General features: G+C 72.7%; 15 protein-coding genes. 2 read left to right on the top strand and 13 right to left on the bottom strand.

All coding sequences use genetic code 11. From position 1 onward, the window contains the following. Positions 1-9: 9 nt before the first annotated feature. The 6 genes from QMC84_RS19770 to fdxA all read right to left on the bottom strand — a co-directional run bounded on the left by QMC84_RS19770 (position 10) and on the right by fdxA (position 5,110). Positions 10-288, bottom strand: coding sequence for a hypothetical protein (locus QMC84_RS19770; RefSeq protein ID WP_300377844.1), 279 nt, complete (start codon positions 286-288; stop codon positions 10-12). Then, the gene (locus QMC84_RS19765) at positions 285-1,130 is read right to left on the bottom strand and encodes an SPFH domain-containing protein (protein WP_300377842.1); all 846 of its coding nucleotides are present in this window, start codon (positions 1,128-1,130) and stop codon (positions 285-287) included. Before QMC84_RS19765 ends, QMC84_RS19770 begins: the two co-directional genes overlap by 4 nt. Beyond that, positions 1,127-1,786 (bottom strand): hypothetical protein, encoded by a 660-nt coding sequence (locus QMC84_RS19760; protein WP_300377840.1) that lies wholly within the window; start codon positions 1,784-1,786, stop codon positions 1,127-1,129. Before QMC84_RS19760 ends, QMC84_RS19765 begins: the two co-directional genes overlap by 4 nt. Beyond that, positions 1,783-4,164 (bottom strand): cbb3-type cytochrome c oxidase subunit I, encoded by a 2,382-nt coding sequence (locus QMC84_RS19755; protein ID WP_300377838.1) that lies wholly within the window; start codon positions 4,162-4,164, stop codon positions 1,783-1,785. Before QMC84_RS19755 ends, QMC84_RS19760 begins: the two co-directional genes overlap by 4 nt. A gap of 97 nt (positions 4,165-4,261) precedes the next feature. Continuing rightward, complete coding sequence (locus QMC84_RS19750) at positions 4,262-4,762, bottom strand: hemerythrin domain-containing protein (RefSeq protein ID WP_300377835.1); 501 nt, start codon at positions 4,760-4,762, stop codon at positions 4,262-4,264. 3 nt (positions 4,763-4,765) lie between these two features. After that, entirely contained in the window at positions 4,766-5,110 is a 345-nt protein-coding gene (gene fdxA / locus QMC84_RS19745) for a ferredoxin (protein ID WP_300377832.1), read from the bottom strand. A gap of 89 nt (positions 5,111-5,199) precedes the next feature. Between fdxA and QMC84_RS19740 the strand changes: the two genes are divergently transcribed. Further along, positions 5,200-5,889, top strand: a complete 690-nt coding sequence (locus QMC84_RS19740; protein WP_300377830.1) for a DsbA family protein — start codon at positions 5,200-5,202, stop codon at positions 5,887-5,889. A 64-nt stretch (positions 5,890-5,953) separates the two neighbouring features. After that, a complete protein-coding gene (locus QMC84_RS19735; RefSeq protein WP_300377827.1) occupies positions 5,954-6,655 on the top strand; it encodes a helix-turn-helix domain-containing protein in 702 nt (233 codons plus the stop codon). A 114-nt stretch (positions 6,656-6,769) separates the two neighbouring features. Here the strand turns inward: QMC84_RS19735 and cysE are convergent, their stop codons facing one another. The 7 genes from cysE to QMC84_RS19700 all read right to left on the bottom strand — a co-directional run bounded on the left by cysE (position 6,770) and on the right by QMC84_RS19700 (position 14,565). Continuing rightward, positions 6,770-7,387: a serine O-acetyltransferase gene (gene cysE, locus QMC84_RS19730; RefSeq protein ID WP_300377825.1), complete on the bottom strand. Its 618-nt coding sequence runs from the start codon at positions 7,385-7,387 to the stop codon at positions 6,770-6,772. A 2-nt stretch (positions 7,388-7,389) separates the two neighbouring features. Continuing rightward, on the bottom strand, positions 7,390-8,319 hold the full coding sequence (gene cysK / locus QMC84_RS19725; RefSeq protein WP_300377822.1) for a cysteine synthase A: 930 nt from the start codon (positions 8,317-8,319) through the stop codon (positions 7,390-7,392). Positions 8,320-8,402: 83 nt separating this feature from the next. Further along, entirely contained in the window at positions 8,403-8,528 is a 126-nt protein-coding gene (locus QMC84_RS19720; RefSeq protein ID WP_300377819.1) for a hypothetical protein, read from the bottom strand. 476 nt (positions 8,529-9,004) lie between these two features. Next, positions 9,005-9,388: a hypothetical protein gene (locus QMC84_RS19715; RefSeq protein ID WP_300377817.1), complete on the bottom strand. Its 384-nt coding sequence runs from the start codon at positions 9,386-9,388 to the stop codon at positions 9,005-9,007. A 143-nt stretch (positions 9,389-9,531) separates the two neighbouring features. Further along, positions 9,532-13,191, bottom strand: coding sequence for a hypothetical protein (locus QMC84_RS19710; RefSeq protein ID WP_300377815.1), 3,660 nt, complete (start codon positions 13,189-13,191; stop codon positions 9,532-9,534). 73 nt (positions 13,192-13,264) lie between these two features. Next, positions 13,265-13,417 carry a hypothetical protein gene (locus QMC84_RS19705; protein WP_300377812.1) on the bottom strand — a complete coding sequence of 51 codons (153 nt, stop codon included), beginning with the start codon at positions 13,415-13,417 and terminating at the stop codon, positions 13,265-13,267. A 185-nt stretch (positions 13,418-13,602) separates the two neighbouring features. Next, positions 13,603-14,565 (bottom strand): hypothetical protein, encoded by a 963-nt coding sequence (locus QMC84_RS19700; RefSeq protein WP_300377809.1) that lies wholly within the window; start codon positions 14,563-14,565, stop codon positions 13,603-13,605. Positions 14,566-14,718 lie beyond the last annotated feature (153 nt).

The following is a 14,718-nucleotide window of genomic DNA, read 5'->3' as shown; positions in this document are numbered from 1 at the left end:
CCGACCCGCTCAGGCCGCCCGGCGGTCCCGGAGCACCCGGCGGGCGCCGAGCAGCGCGACGCCGACCCCGATCCCACCGATCACGATGCCGGCGAACAGGTAGAGGTAGATCGCGTCGATGTCGTCGCCCTCGTCGATGCCGATCATGCTGCCGAGCAGGAAGCCGAACAGCGGACCGAGCGCGGCGAGGACGACGCCCAGGATGATCAGCCACACGCCGGGCCGGACCGGCTCGAGTCGGATCTGCCGCCCGGAGGCGATGCCCGGGTGCTCGTGGTCGGTGGTCATCGGGCTTCCTCTCCTTCGGGACGCGGCACCGGGGTGCTGCTCCGGTCGTGGCCGTTGACGGCGGGGGTCTCGGCGGCCGCGGGGGCGCGGGTGCGCATGGCCTCGAGGAACGGGCTCACGATGTCGATCGGGATCGGGAAGACCACCGTGGAGTTCTGGTCGGCGCCGAGCTCCAGCAGGGTCTGCAGGTAGCGCAGCTGCAGGCTGGCCGGCGCCTCGCTCAGCGTCACGGCGGCGTCGCGCAGCTCGCGGGAGGCCTGGAGCTCGCCGCGGGCGTTGATCACCTTCGCCCGCCGCTCCCGCTCGGCCTCGGCCTCGCGAGCCATCGCCCGCTGCATCGCCTCGGGGATCTCGACGTCCTTGATCTCGACGACCTCGACCTCCACGCCCCACGGGCCGGTCTGCGCGGCGATGGACTGCGCGAGGTCCTCGTTGAGGTCGGCGCGGTGGGCGAGCAGCGTGTCCAGGTCGGCGCGACCGACGACCGAGCGCAGCGTGGTCTGGGCGATCTGCGAGGTGGCGACGGCGTGGTTCTCGACCACCATCACCGACTGGACCGGGTCGACCACCCGGAACAGCACGACCGCGTTGACCCGGGCCGGCACGTTGTCGCGGGTGATCACCTCCTGCGGCGGGATCGTCAGGGCCACGACCCGCAGGTCGACGCGGTAGAGCTTGTCCACGCCCGGCAGCACGACGCACAGGCCCGGCCCCAGCGGCCCGCGGAGCCGGCCGAGCCGGAACATCACGCCCCGCTCGTACTCCTTGACGATCCGCACCGAGGTGAGCACCAGCGCCAGGAGCGCCAGCACCACCAGGACGACCACGGTCGCGACGATCATGGGGACACCTTCCTGCCAGCACGCTTGTCGGAGCCGTAGCTGCTGCGTCGCGCGTGCCAGGCCGCGGCGTGCTGCTCGCGCTCGAGGAGGGAGGCGTCCAGCGTCACGTGCGCCATGCCCTCGGGCAGGAACACGTGGGTGCGGTGCAGGTGCGACCACAGCGGCAGGCTCAGTAGGAGCGCGACGACGACGGCGGCCGCGAGGACGAGGAGTCCGGTGGCACCCGGCCCGGTGGCCGCGACGGCAGCGGGCCAGACGAGTCCCATCACCACCACGAAGCAGGCGATGCCCCGGTGGAAGCGGGCCGCCTCGGAGGCCGGCCAGGAGTCGACGGCGCGCTGGATCTCGCGGCCCGACGAGGACGTCGTACACGTGTGCTTGACCGGGCAGGCGTTGCAGACGCTCGGCGTCCCGCGGTAGCGCATCACCCGGTTGTCGGGGTCGAACGACTTCGGCCACAGCCACTGGTCCTGCGGGCACTGCCAGGCGTCGTGGTCGGCGTGGTAGCTGAAGCCGAAGGACGCGCCGCCCTCGGCGACCGACGCGGCCCGCCGCGCCAGCGCGTCGATGATGTGGCCCAGGCCCACCAGCAGCACGCAGTACGCGCTGGCGAGCCAGACGTCGCTGCTGACCGAGCCGAGCGACAGGTCCATCACGTCAGTCCCTCGTCGGTACGCCGGTCCGAGGCGTACCGGACCCCGTCGGCCGGCCGGCCGGTGCGGTCCTCGGCGGCCTCGGCGTGCTCCTCCACGAACAGGGTCTCCGGCGGCAGCGTGTCGGTGGTGGCCTTGATGCCGTGGCGGACGCCGAGCCAGGTGATCCACAGGAACGGCAGCACGCCGCCGAGGATCAGGATCAGGTCGCCGGGCATCCGCATCCACTCGAGCACCGCGTTGCCGGGCTCGGTGAGGTAGCCGAGCGTGCGGGCCTCGTAGTAGCCGTCGTTCACGGAGTGCCACAGCTGCACCACGCCCAGCGGCAGCAGCGTCACGAACACCATCCACGCCAGGCCGACGTTGAGCGACCAGAACGAGAGCTTGGCGAGCCGGTCCGGCCACCGCGACGCCGGGACGATGTAGCGCAGCGCGAACAGCGCCAGGCCGACGGCCATCATCCCGTAGACGCCCATCATCGCGCCGTGCGCATGGTTGGCCGTCAGGGCGGTGCCGATCTGGTAGTACGACACGATCGGCAGGTTGATCAGGAAGCCGAAGATGCCCGCGCCGACGAAGTTCCAGAAGCCCACGGCGACCAGGAACATCACCGCCCACCGGTGCGGGAACGGCGCGCTGCTGCGGGTCTGCTGGCGCGAGCCCAGCTGCAGGAACGTCCAGGCCTCGACGGTGAGGAAGGTCAGCGGGATGACCTCGAGGGCGGAGAAGAACGCACCCAGCGCCATGTGCTCCACCGGGGTGCCGGAGAAGTACAGGTGGTGCATGGTGCCCAGCACGCCGCCGGCGGAGTAGAGGATCACGTCGAGGAAGATGATCTGGATGGCGATCCGGCGGCGGACCACGCCGAGCATCACGAAGATGTAGGCGACCATCACGGTGGTGAACAGCTCGAGGAAGTCCTCGACCCACAGGTGGACGACCCAGAACCGCCAGAACTCCGCGACCGTGAGGTGCGAGCCGGTGCTGGCCAGCATCCCGACCGCGTAGAAGGCCGGGATCGCCAGGCCGGCGTAGAAGAACAGCCACGGCATGTTCAACGGGTGCTCGGTCTTCAGCCGCGAGCGGATGGCGCGGTAGATGATCGCGATCCACAGGAACAGGCCGACGACCAGCAGGAGCTGCCAGAAGCGCGGCAGGTCGAGGTACTCCCACTGCTGGTCGAAGAAGATCGAGCCCTTGGCCCAGTCGGCGCCGAACACGCTGAACGCCTCGCCGGCCAGCGAGCCGAAGACGACGATCGCGACGGCGACCAGCAGGCCCCAGGCCAGCAGGTGCTGCTTGCGTGGCTCGCGTCCGGAGATGATCGGCGCCAGGAAGATGCCGGCGGCGAGGAACGACGCGGCCGTCCAGAACAGGGACAGCTGGACGTGCCAGGTGCGCGCCAGGTTGAACGGCAGCACCCGCGCCAGGTCGATGCCGAAGAACCCGGCCAGGTCGGCGCGGTAGTGCTCGATCGCGCCGCCGAGCAGCGACTGGCCCAGGAAGAGCAGGGCGACGACGAAGAAGAAGTACGCCGTCACCTTCTGCGCCGGGGTGATCTCGACCTCGCCGGGCTGGCGGAACGCGAGCGCCGGCTGCTCGGTGGCGTGCCAGCCGATCTGGCGGCTCCACCGCCCGTAGAGCGCGAACAGCCCGCCGAGACCGCCGAGGAGCGCGACCAGGGACAGGCCCGACCAGACCACGATGTCGGCCGTCGGCGCGTTGTCGACCCGCGGCTCGGAGGGCCAGTTGTTCGTGTAGGAGTAGGTGTGGCCCGGCCGCTCGGCCGCCGCCGCCCACGCCGTCCACGAGAAGAACGCGGTGAGCTCGTGGATCTCCTGCTTGTCGGTGATCACCCGCGGGATCAGGCCGTACTTGGTGCTGTCCTCGCCGAAGAAGTCGGCGTAGTGCTGCTCGATCGCGTCGAACGCGGCGACCTGCTCGGGGGTGAACACCAGCTCGCCGGTGTCCTCGTCGTACCGGTTCTCGCGCAGCATCGCGCTCGTGGCCTCGGCGGGGTCCTGGGTGCCGGCCTCGGTGAGCGAGTCCTTGATGTCCTCGGCCGAGAGCCGCAGGTACTCCGCGGTGTAGTCCGGGCCGAGGTAGCCGCCGTGGCCCACGATCGAGCCGTACTCCTGCAGGCCGCGGCGCAGGAAGAGCTGCTGGCCGGCGGTCACGTCGTCGCCGGTGTAGACCGTCTGCCCGTCGGCACCCACGACCCGGTCCGGGAGTGGCATCGAGTCGGTGTACGTGCGGGCGGCGAGCATGCCCATCACGAAGAACCCGAAGACCATGACCAGGGCGATGCCCTGGATCCACCCCTTGGAGAGGTTGAGCTCGGACGGCTCGACCCCACCTTCCGGCTGCGCGTGAAGTGTCATGAGGCCGCTCCCGAAAGTCGACGATTCCCGGTCAACGTAGCGGGCCGCACCGGTCTTGTGAACCGTCGCGGCGGCGCCGGCGATGCCCAGCGGGCCGTCACGCCTGCGCGCAGACCCAGCCCTCCGGGAGCTCTCCGGAGTCGATGTAGTCGAGCAGCTCGGCGGTCTGCTCGGCGTCGAGTACGGCGTCCCCGCGCGGGTAGATGATCGGCTCCTCCTTGGCGTTGTGCTCGGCGAGCCGGTCGAGCAGCTCGCGGCACCGCTCGCGCAGGCCGTCGGGGTCGGTGGCCCCGTCCAGGTCGTCGATCGCGTCCAGGGTCTGCCAGATCTCGCCGTGCTCGCGGAGCATCACGAGCACCGGCGCGAGCATCCCGGCGGCGCGCAGCGGCGGGAAGAGGAACTCCTCCTCCAGGTAGATGTGGCGGCGCAGCGCGGCGCCCGCCCGGGCGAGCTGCGGCAGCGGCAGCTCGCCCCGGGCGAGCCCCTCGAGGAAGGTCTCGATGCCGTCGTCGATCTCGTGGTGCTCGGCCTCGAGCAGGGCGGCGATGCTCGGGGTCTCGCCGTGGTCCAGCTCGGGATCGGTGCCCGGTTCAGCCATCGCTCAGCCCTCTCGTGGTGGACGCGAGGCGACCAGCGCGGTGTCGACACCGAAGGCGCCCAGCTTCGCGGCGCCGCCGGGCGCGCCGATCGCCTGGTCGCGTCCGGGCAGCACCTCGGAGAAGAACCGCGCGTTGTCATCCTGGTAGGGCTGGAGCACGGCGGGCAAGTCGTCCTCGTAGTAGATCGCCTCGACCGGGCAGACCGGCTCGCAGGCGCCGCAGTCCACGCACTCGTCCGGCTGGATGTAGAGCGACCGCGCCCCCTCGTAGATGCAGTCGACCGGGCACTCGTCCACGCACGCCCGGTCCATCACATCGATGCACGGCTCGCCGATCACGTACGCCATCGACCCTCCTCAGGTCCGACACTGGTTGTTTAGACGAAACTGTTGTAGAAACGAAAGTAGCACGTCCGCGGCTTCGGGAGGAGACCCCAATGACCCGCCAGGCGACCAGCTCCACGACCGGCCAGCTCGTGCTCTACGGCGACTTCACCTGCCCGTGGAGCTACCTGGCCTCGCGGCGCGTGGACGCCCTGGTGGCCGCCGGCCTGCGGGTCGACTGGCGGGCGGTGCGAGCCCCGGCGCACGACGCGCGGACCGGCACGGACCGGTTCCCCGTCGTGCGCCGGGAGCTGGACCTGGTCGCCGCCGGGCTGCGCGCCGACGAGGGGCTGCCCTACGCCCTGGCCGGCTTCGTCCCGGAGACGGCAGCCGCCGCGGTCACCGGCTACGCCGAGGCGTACGCCGCCGGCGCGGCCGAGCTGGTCCGGCACCTCCTCTTCGACGCGTTCTGGGCGCACGGGTGCGACGTCGGCGACGCGCAGGTGGTGCACACCCTGGTCGTCGACGCGATCCGCAGCGGCTGGCCGCCGGGCCACCCGCGCGCGGACTGGGGCTACGCCGTGGTGGGCGACGACCCGGTCGCACCCGCTCCCCGGCACCTGGTCGCGCGCTGGACGCGCGAGTGGCGAGCGACCGGGCTCGACGCGCTCCCCGTGCTGGTCCTCGACGACGAGGCGCCGCTCTCCGGGGCCGCAGCCGTGGCGCGGCTGGCCGACGAGCTGCTCCGCCGTACCGCCGATCGCCGGTGGAGCCGGACCCCGGCGCTGCCCCATGCCGGCTGAGCGCCCCGCCGCGCCGCGCCGGCCCGGACCGCACGGGCCCGGCGGCGTGGAACGATGGCGCTCGATGGAACGGCCGACGAGCAGCGAGGACGCGCGGCGCAGCGACGACCCGGCGCACGGGCTCGGGCCGACGCGCGCCCGGGTGCTCGCGCTCCTCCAGGACGCCGGCGAGCCGATGACCGCGTCCGCGGTCGGTGCCCGGCTCGGGCTGCACGTGAACTCCGCCCGGTTCCACCTCGACGCGCTCGCGGAGGACGCACTGGTCGTCCGCGAGCGCGAGGACCGCAGCACGCCCGGCCGGCCCAAGGTGCTCTACGCGGTCGCGCCGGCCGCGCCGCCCGTCACCCACCGCAGCTACCGGCTGCTGGCGGAGATCCTCACCACCGTCCTCACCGGCCGGCTGCCGGAGCCGTCGGCCGCCGCCGAGGAGGCCGGCGAGGCGTGGGGCCGCTACCTCGCCCCGGCGGCACCGCCGTACCGGCGCACGGACCGCTCCGAGTCGTTGGTGCTGCTCGTCGACACGCTCGACCGGATCGGCTTCGACTCCCGCGTCGTCGACGAGCCGGGCGACCTGCGCCTGGAGGTCAGCCACTGCCCGTTCCTCGAGGTCGCCGAGCAGCACCACGAGGTCGTCTGCGCCGTCCACCTGGGCCTGATGCGCGGCATCCTCCAGCAGACCGGCGCCACCGTGCAGGCGACCGACCTCGAGCCGCTGGTGGAGCCCAGCCGCTGCATCGCCCACCTCGCGGCCGGCGGGCCCGCCTGACGGCTCGCCGGGCGTGGCCGGGGCGGGCGGGCGGTGCGGCAGCAACCGTTCGGGGCGACAGGTCGGTTGCTGGGACACCGCCGGCCGGACGTGACCACGAGCCGCTGCGCCGGCTCAGATCAGCAGCGCCGGGTCGATGTCGCCGAGCTGGTCGCCGAGTTGGCCGGGCACGCGAGCGGGGATGCCGAGCACAGTGCTGCCCGGTACCACGTCGCGGACCACGACCGAGTTCGCCCCGACCCGAGCTCCGGCGCCGACGACGATCGGGCCCAGGACGCGGGCGCCGGCGCCGATCACCACGCCGTCGCCGACCACCGGGTGCCGGCGGCCGGGCGCCGTCGACCGGCTGCCGAGCGTGACGCCGTGGTACATCAGCACGTCGTCGCCGACGACCGCGGTCTCCCCGATCACCACCCCCATGCCGTGGTCGATGAACAGGCGGCGCCCGATCGTGGCGCCGGGGTGGATCTCGATGCCGGTCAGCGCCCGGCCGGCGTGCGAGACCAGGCGGGCGGCCAGCCGGCCACCGGGCCGGTGCCACAGCCGGTGGGCGAGCCGGTGCAGCCAGACGGCGTGCAGGCCCGGGTAGGCGAGCACCAGCTCGGGGGTGGACCGGGCGGCGGGGTCCCGCTCCCGCGCGGTGCGTAGGTCCTCGCGCAGCCGGTCCCGCCATCGCACCGGGCCCGGCGGCGGCGCGACGAGCGCCGAGGTGACGAGCGTCGGGATGCTCATGGTCAGTCCACCAGGCCCTCGAACAGCAGCGTCGAGAGGTAGCGCTCGCCGAAGGACGGCACGATCACCACGATGGTGCGGCCCGCGTTCTCCGGTCGCTGCGCGACCTGGACGGCCGCCGAGATCGCGGCACCCGACGACAGGCCGACCAGCAGCCCCTCCTCGGTCGCCGCGCGCCGGGCCCAGGTCACGGCCTCCTCGACCGGTACGTCGAGCACCTCGTCGTACACGGTGGTGTCGAGGACCTCGGGGACGAAGTTCGCTCCCAGGCCCTGGATCTTGTGCGGGCCGGGCGCGCCGCCGTTGAGGATCGGCGACTCGGCCGGCTCGACGCCGATCACCTGCACGTCGGGCTTGCGCTCCTTGAGGAGCTGGCCGACGCCGGTGATCGTGCCGCCGGTGCCGATGCCGGCGACCAGGATGTCGACCCCGCCGTCAGTGTCCTTCCAGATCTCCTCGGCGGTGGTGTCGCGGTGGACGGCCGGGTTGGCGGCGTTCGCGAACTGGCGCACCGGCACGGCACCGGTCGTCTCCGCGATCTCCTCAGCCCGGCGCACCGCGCCGTTCATGCCCTCGCTGCCGGGAGTCAGCACCAGCTCGGCGCCGAAGGCGCGGAGCAGGGCGCGGCGCTCCCGGGACATCGTCTCGGGCATGGTCAGCACGACGCGGTAGCCGCGCGCGGCCCCGACCATCGCGAGCGCGATGCCGGTGTTGCCGGAGGTCGCCTCGACGACGGTGCCGCCGGGGGCGAGCACGCCGGCGGCCTCGGCGGCGTCGATCATCGCGACGCCGATCCGGTCCTTGACGCTGTTGGCGGGGTTGTAGAACTCGAGCTTGGCCAGCACGGTGGCGCCGGCGTCGCCGACGACCCGGTTGAGCCGGACGAGCGGGGTGTTGCCGACGAGCTGGGTGACGTCGTCGTAGATGTTCATGAGTGGTCCTTCACTGCGGTACGGGGGCGGTCTGGTCGGGGTGCGCGCTGGGAGGCCCGGGGCCGCGAGCCCGGGGCGGGTGCTCAGCGCAGGCGACACAGCGCCGACCGGACGTGGCAGTGGTCCACGACGCGGCGACGGATCAGCGGTACGGGGGCGACGAACGGCTCGACGAGCTCGGCGACCGGCTGGTCGTCGTGGGCGGTCATGGGTGGTCCTTCACGCGTAGGCGGCGGCTGGGTCGGGGCGCGCCCGATCCCGCCCGCGCGAGGGCGCGGTGACGGAGCGAGCGCTCAGCTGTCTCGACGGAGCATTCGACAGCGCGGGCGACACAGCGCCGACCGGACGTGGCAGTGGTCCACGGCCCGGCGACGGACGAGCGGCACCGACAGCGGGCGGGCAGCTGCCTCTCGCTGCGCACGGGGGATCACGGTGCCTCCTGGGGATGCCGAACGGCCAGGATGCCCGGTCGGCCCGGATCGACGCAGGGTCTTTGGTCCCGCCTCCGCCGGGACCTTCTCCCCGCCCGCCGGCGCCGCCGGGCGTCGTTTGGTCACCAACGGCGGCCCGGAACGCGCCCGGATTGTCGTTGGTGACCAAACGACAACCCCGTGCACCCGCGGCCGCGGCCGCGATCATGGGGCGTGAGGCATCGGGCGTGGGGCATGAGGCGTGGGATCGACGGTCAGGCGGTGCGCTCGCGCGGGATCTCGAGCCGCGGTATGCCGCCCAGGCCGAGCCGGTAGCGGACCCGCCCGGTGTACCTCTCGAGGGTGCGCCACAGGGTCGCGTGGGCCGCCCAGGGCAGCGGCTCCGCGCCCTGCTGCCAGGTCTCGCCGAATGCGATCCACACCGGCGTCCAGGTCGCGGCGTCGTCCCAGGCGCCGCGCCGGGCGACCAGCATCCGGCGGCGGATCTGGAACGCGGCGCGCGGGCCGTCGGGGTACACCGGCGAGGTCGCGATCGGCCAGACCCACAGGTCCAGCGACATCAGGTGCACCTCGAGCTCGTGCAGCACCCCAGGGTCGACCAGCACGGTCGCCACGTTCTCGTGCGGGGCACGCCTCATGCGGGCACGCTTGCCGAGCATCTGCCGTCGCGTCAAGACTCCCCCAACACCCAGGCCAACACGCAGGCCAGGACACGGGCCAGGACGCGGGCCAGGGCGTGGGAGGGCGGCCCGCGACGGAGCCGCGGGCCGCCCGGTGGCCCTCAGTCCGTGGTTCCGAGGGTCACGTCATCGACGTGCACGCCGTCCCACCCGTCCGTCGACGAGCACACCGGGCCACCGAGAGCGGAGCACAGCGAGTCCGAGGTGAAGTGGAACCGGACCTGCACGTCACCGCCCGGCGAGGGGAAGGCGACGGCGTACGTCGACCAGCCCGGCGCGTCCGGGTTCTTGCCCGAGTAGGTGCCGAGCGTCGCCCAGGTCGTGCCGCCGTCCGTGGAGACCTGCGCCGTGACCGGGTCGAACCCGCCCTCGGTGTCGAGCCGCATCGACCAGCGCAGCACGCCGGTGCCGGCCGGCACCGCGGTCGCGGGCGAGGTCAGGGTGGTGTCGGCGTTGTCGAGGTAGTTCAGCGGGCCGGCGACGTCGAACGCGAAGCCGTCCGCGTCCTCGGCCGTGCCCGACCCGTGGCCGGGCTGCTCCCGGGTCCAGGTGCTCGGCAGGCCGTCGGCGGTCCAGCCCTGGGCGTCGGCCTCGAAGTCCCACGCCTTCACCACGGTGCCGACGGTGGGGACCTGCGGGCCGGGGTTGTCCGGCACCGGGTACTTCGTCGCGAAGGTGTAGGTCCACACGCCGCGGCCGAACAGCGCCAGCACGGCGACGTTCGGGTTGTTCGGCTTGAGCTGGATGCTGGAGACCGGCGCGGCAGGCAGGCCGGCGAACCGCGCGAACCGCGGGTCGGACTGACGGGTGCCGCGGGCGCCGCTGGCGAACGCCCCGACGTCGGTGCCGACCAGGAGCTGGTGGCGGCGTACCGTCACCCAGCTCGCCGGCGAGTCCGGCAGGTTCCCCGAGATGTCGCGGAAGTGCCGCCCGGCGTCGTGGGAGACGAACAGATGGCCGCTGCCGATCTGGGCGTTCGCGTCGCCGACGGCGCCCGGCGGCAGCCAGCGCCGGGTGTAGCCGCCGAGCGTGACGTACACCGTCTTCTGGTCCTTGGGGTCGATCGCGATCGAGGTGATGTAGCGATTCGGCAGGCCCGTCGGCTTCACGACATGCCAGCCCGCGGCGGTCCCGGCGGCGGCCGCCGCGCCGCCGCCGACGTTGGTCGCCAGCCCGTTGCGGAACAGCGACGCGGTGGTCGAGAGCTTGTTGAGCGTGTCGCAGAAGCCGCAGAACCCGACGTACGTCGCGTTGCGGCGGGTCGCGATCGCCGACATCGAGTTGTCGGGGTCGGCCGAGGACGACGCCGCGCCGGCGTCGCCGGGCGCGGAGCGGGTGCCGAGGTCGAACACCTTGCGCCAGGTGGTGGTCGACGCGTCCGCGTCCGCGGCGTCGGTCATGCCGGAGGTGGTGCTCGCGCCGATCAGCGTCTCGACCACCTCACGCCCGGCGGTGACCAGGTGCTTGGCGTTGGTCGGGTCCATCGCGAACGGGTTGGAGAACTTCGAGGCGGTGAGGCCGGGGTCGATGCCCGCCCAGCTGGTGCCGCCGTCGACGGTGACCGAGATCGCGCCGTTCGTGTACTCCTCGTAGGCGGTCTTGGAGTCGAAGGGGTCGACGGCCGAGAAGAAGCCGTCGCCGCCGTACGTCTCGTACTGCTTGCGGGTCTTGCCGTCGATCTTGAGGTTGCCGTTGTCCTGGAGGCCGGCGTAGACGGTGCCGTCGTTGGCCATCGCCGCGAAGTACGGCATCAGAGTGTCGAAGCCGGTCTGGTCGCCGGGGCCCCAGTGACCGTTGTCCAGCTCGCCGTCGGGGTCGTCCTCGAACCGGTAGCGGTAGGCGCCGCCGTCGTTGCCGACCACGAGCTGCACGCCGCCGGCGACCCCGGGGTCGGGGATCCACAGCCCGTCCTGCTGGTCCGGGTGGGTGGTGGAGCCGTCGTCGGTGGGGTCGCGATCGGTGGGGCAGGCCGGCAGCCCGGCGCTGAGCAGCAGGCAGGAGTCGCCGCCGAAGTACTTGCCGGCGACCACGAAGTGCACCGGCACGGAGCCGTCGAGCGGCGTGCCCGCCTGGCCCAGGTCGTTGGTCCAGAGCTCCTCGAGCCCGAACGCGAGCCGGGTCGGGACGCCGTTGGCGTCGGCCCGGGTCGGGTCCGGCTGGATCCACTGGTTGTACCAACCCTGGACGCCGGGCTGGTACCCGATCGCGGTGCCGGTGCCGATCAGGGCCGAGCCGGTCGTCGGGTCGGCGGTCAGCGAGGTCCCCGAGGCCAGCTCCGTCCAGGTCCCGCCGAAGTCCGTGGACACGTAGATGCCGTTGAGGACGGTGGTGCCGACGGGCGGGGGGCCCAGCTCGTCGGGGGCGTCGATGCCGGCGACACCGCCGTGGTTGAGCAGGTTGGCGTCCTGGACGACGGCGTACAGGATGTCGTGGTCCTGCTCCGGGCCGACGGCGTTGCCGAGCTCGACCCGGCCGATGGCGTCGGGGGCGGCGAAGCCGGAGGTCGCCAGCCGGCGGAAGCTGCCGGCCTTGCCGGTTGCCGAGCGGTAGACGCCGTTGTGCGGCGACTGCACCGAGCCGTCGGGGTTGGTGCGCTGGCCGCCGCGCCAGCCGACGGTCGCGACCACGGTGCCGGCGCGGGTGCTGGTGCCGACGCCGCCCTTGGTCGCGACGACCACGTCGGTCACGACGTTGGCCAGCGCGCACTCGGGCCTCTCGGCGGTGTTCGTGACGCCGGCGCACGGGCCGGTGGGGAGCCGCAGGTTGCGGTAGGAGCGGCCGCCGTCGACCGAGCCGTAGAGGCCCTTCTGGGTGGCCAGGTAGACCTTGGCGGGGCTGGCCGGGTCGACGGCCACCGCGAAGCCGAGCGCGCCGGCGGGCACGCCCTTGGCGCGGGTCCAGTGCCGGCCGAGGTCGCCCGACCAGTAGGCGCCGAGGCCGGTGTACGCCGACGCACCGAAGGTCGGCTCGCCGGTCAGCGCGATCAGCCGCCCGCCGCGGTAGCGGGTCCAGCCGACCGCACCGGTGACCGTGGTCGGCAGGTCGCCGGTGGCGTCGGTCCAGTGCGCGGCCAGGTCGTCGGAGCGCCAGATGCCGCCGTTGCCGACCGCCGCGAAGATCCGCTGGTGCGCCGGGTCCAGCGCGAAGCTGTCGATCCGGCCCATGTTGTCGGCCAGGCCGAGGCCGTTGACCTCGGGGTAGGCCGGGTCGTCGACGATCAGCGGTCCGTGGCCGTACTGCCGGGCGCGGCCGCTGGCCGCGGGGGTGGTCCGCAGGGTCGCGGCCTGCCGGGCGGCGGCGTACCCCGCACCGTCGCGGTAGGCGCCGTAGGGCGCGAGCCGGGCCATCGCCCGGGTCTCGAAGAGCGCGTTGAGCTCCTTCAGCGACTCCGGCCGCTTGCTGACGACGCACAAGTGGTCCCAGTCCGCCGGGTCGGTGCCGCGGAGCATCGGCAGCTCGCGAACCGCCTCGCGGACCAGCTCGCTGTCGCCCTCGTGCTCCTCGCCGGCCTCGTGCTCGGCCGCGGCCTCACGCTCGGCCTCCGCGTCGTGGTCCGCCTCCTCGGCGTACTCCCCCTCGGTCCGCATCTCGGCGCGCACCTCACGCAGCGCATCGTCGACCGGCTGGAAGCCCGGGGCGCACGCTTCGGCACCGGCGATCGCCCGATCGGGGCGGGTGAGCAGCACCGCCGCGACCAGGGAGGTGACCAGCGCGAGGGCGAGGGCCAGGGCGAACCAGCGCATGCGCAGCGAGTTGGGCATTCGGGACTCCTGTGAGGACGAGCGGAGGTCGACCATCGGCCTCGAGATCCCTAACGACGCTCCGGTCAGTTGGTCAGGCTTCGATGTGGAGTTGCCAGGTCGTGGCGATCGGCGACCGTGCGCGGTCGGCGTTCGGGCCGGCGTTCGGGTCGGCGTTCGGGTCGGCGTTCGGGTCGGCGTTCGGGTCGGCGTTCGGCGGACGTTCGGCGGACGTGACCCAGGTCACAGTCGAGTTCTACGCCCGGTGCGGACCGGTGACAAGGGGCGCGGTCGTGGTCGCGGTCGTGGTGCTGCGGCCGGCGGTGACCCAGCAACCGATCAGGTGCCGCAACCGGTTGCCAGCACACCGCTCACCCCGCGCCGGCCCGGCCCGCGGTGACCCAGCAACCGACCCACCCTCAGGAACGGTTGCTAGGCCACCGCCGAGCCGATTGCCCGGAGTCGGCGCGGCCCGACCGCGGTCGAGATCGGCAGGAAGAGCTGCCGCCAGTGCTCCTCGAACCGCGGCACCGGACCGTCGTAACCACCCGCGAGCAGGGCCCGATACACCTCGCCGACCAGGATCTTGGGATGGGAGAGCTTCTCGTGGGTCACCTGCACGTACCGCAGACCGGCACCGCGGAGGAGCCCATAGCGGTCGAGGTCCGCCACGTACTGCTCGCGATCGGTCTGGTGCTGGATCCCCTCATACTCGACGATCGTCATCCAACGCCGGTAGACCAGGTCGGCGATCACCTCGACCTCCTCGTGAACGTCGACGGCCGCGTTCACCTCGGCTTCCGGCAGACCCGCGAACCGCAGGACCGATCGGGTCTCGCTCTCCTTCAGGGATCGCGACCGCGCAGACAGGTGCGGCAGGACCCAGATCGCCTCATGCGCCCCGTCGCGCCACAGGCCGGAGAGCGCCAGGAGCTCGACCTGCTCGACGGTTATGTGCCCGCCGTGCAGCAGCCAGTCACCCACCTTGATCGCATCGATCACGCGAGCCTTCGCGCAGTACGCGATGAACGCAGCCGCTGGGATCACCCCGACCTCGTCGGTCGGTGGAAGCCGGACGGTGCGGTGGAGGAAGACCCCGTCGAGGACGAGGTGCAGATCGCCCTCGACCACGAACCGCACCGGCGCTCGCGGGCCGAAGTCGAGGCCGAGGGCCTGCAGTCGGGTGATGCCGGTCAAGTGGGCATGATCGGGCAGGGCCAGCCGCGCGGCCGCAACCAGGCCCGTACTGGTCATCTCGAGCTCGCGGTGGCGCCACACGCCCCGGTGGATGCTGACGAACTGCTGCCCCTGGAGCATTCGGGAGGTCACCCCGAGCTCGAGGGCGCGGGCACGGGTGAACGGGCCGCTCCTGAGTTCATGAGGTAGATCGCGCATGCCGACAGTCGACGACGTCCGCGCCCGTGTCGGGGCGTGCATCTGTTCGGAAGTGGATCGACGGGACGGAAGCACCGCTGTGGATCGTGACCGGGCCGGCACTCAGAGCGGAGCTGAGGCCAGCGGTGACCCAGCAACCGATCATGTGCCGCA

The sequence above is a fragment of the Nocardioides sp. genome, from assembly GCF_030019515.1.
GTDB lineage: Bacteria > Actinomycetota > Actinomycetes > Propionibacteriales > Nocardioidaceae > Nocardioides.
The sequence above is the reverse complement of the archived record's forward strand: the minus strand, read 5'-3'. Positions and strand labels throughout refer to the sequence as shown.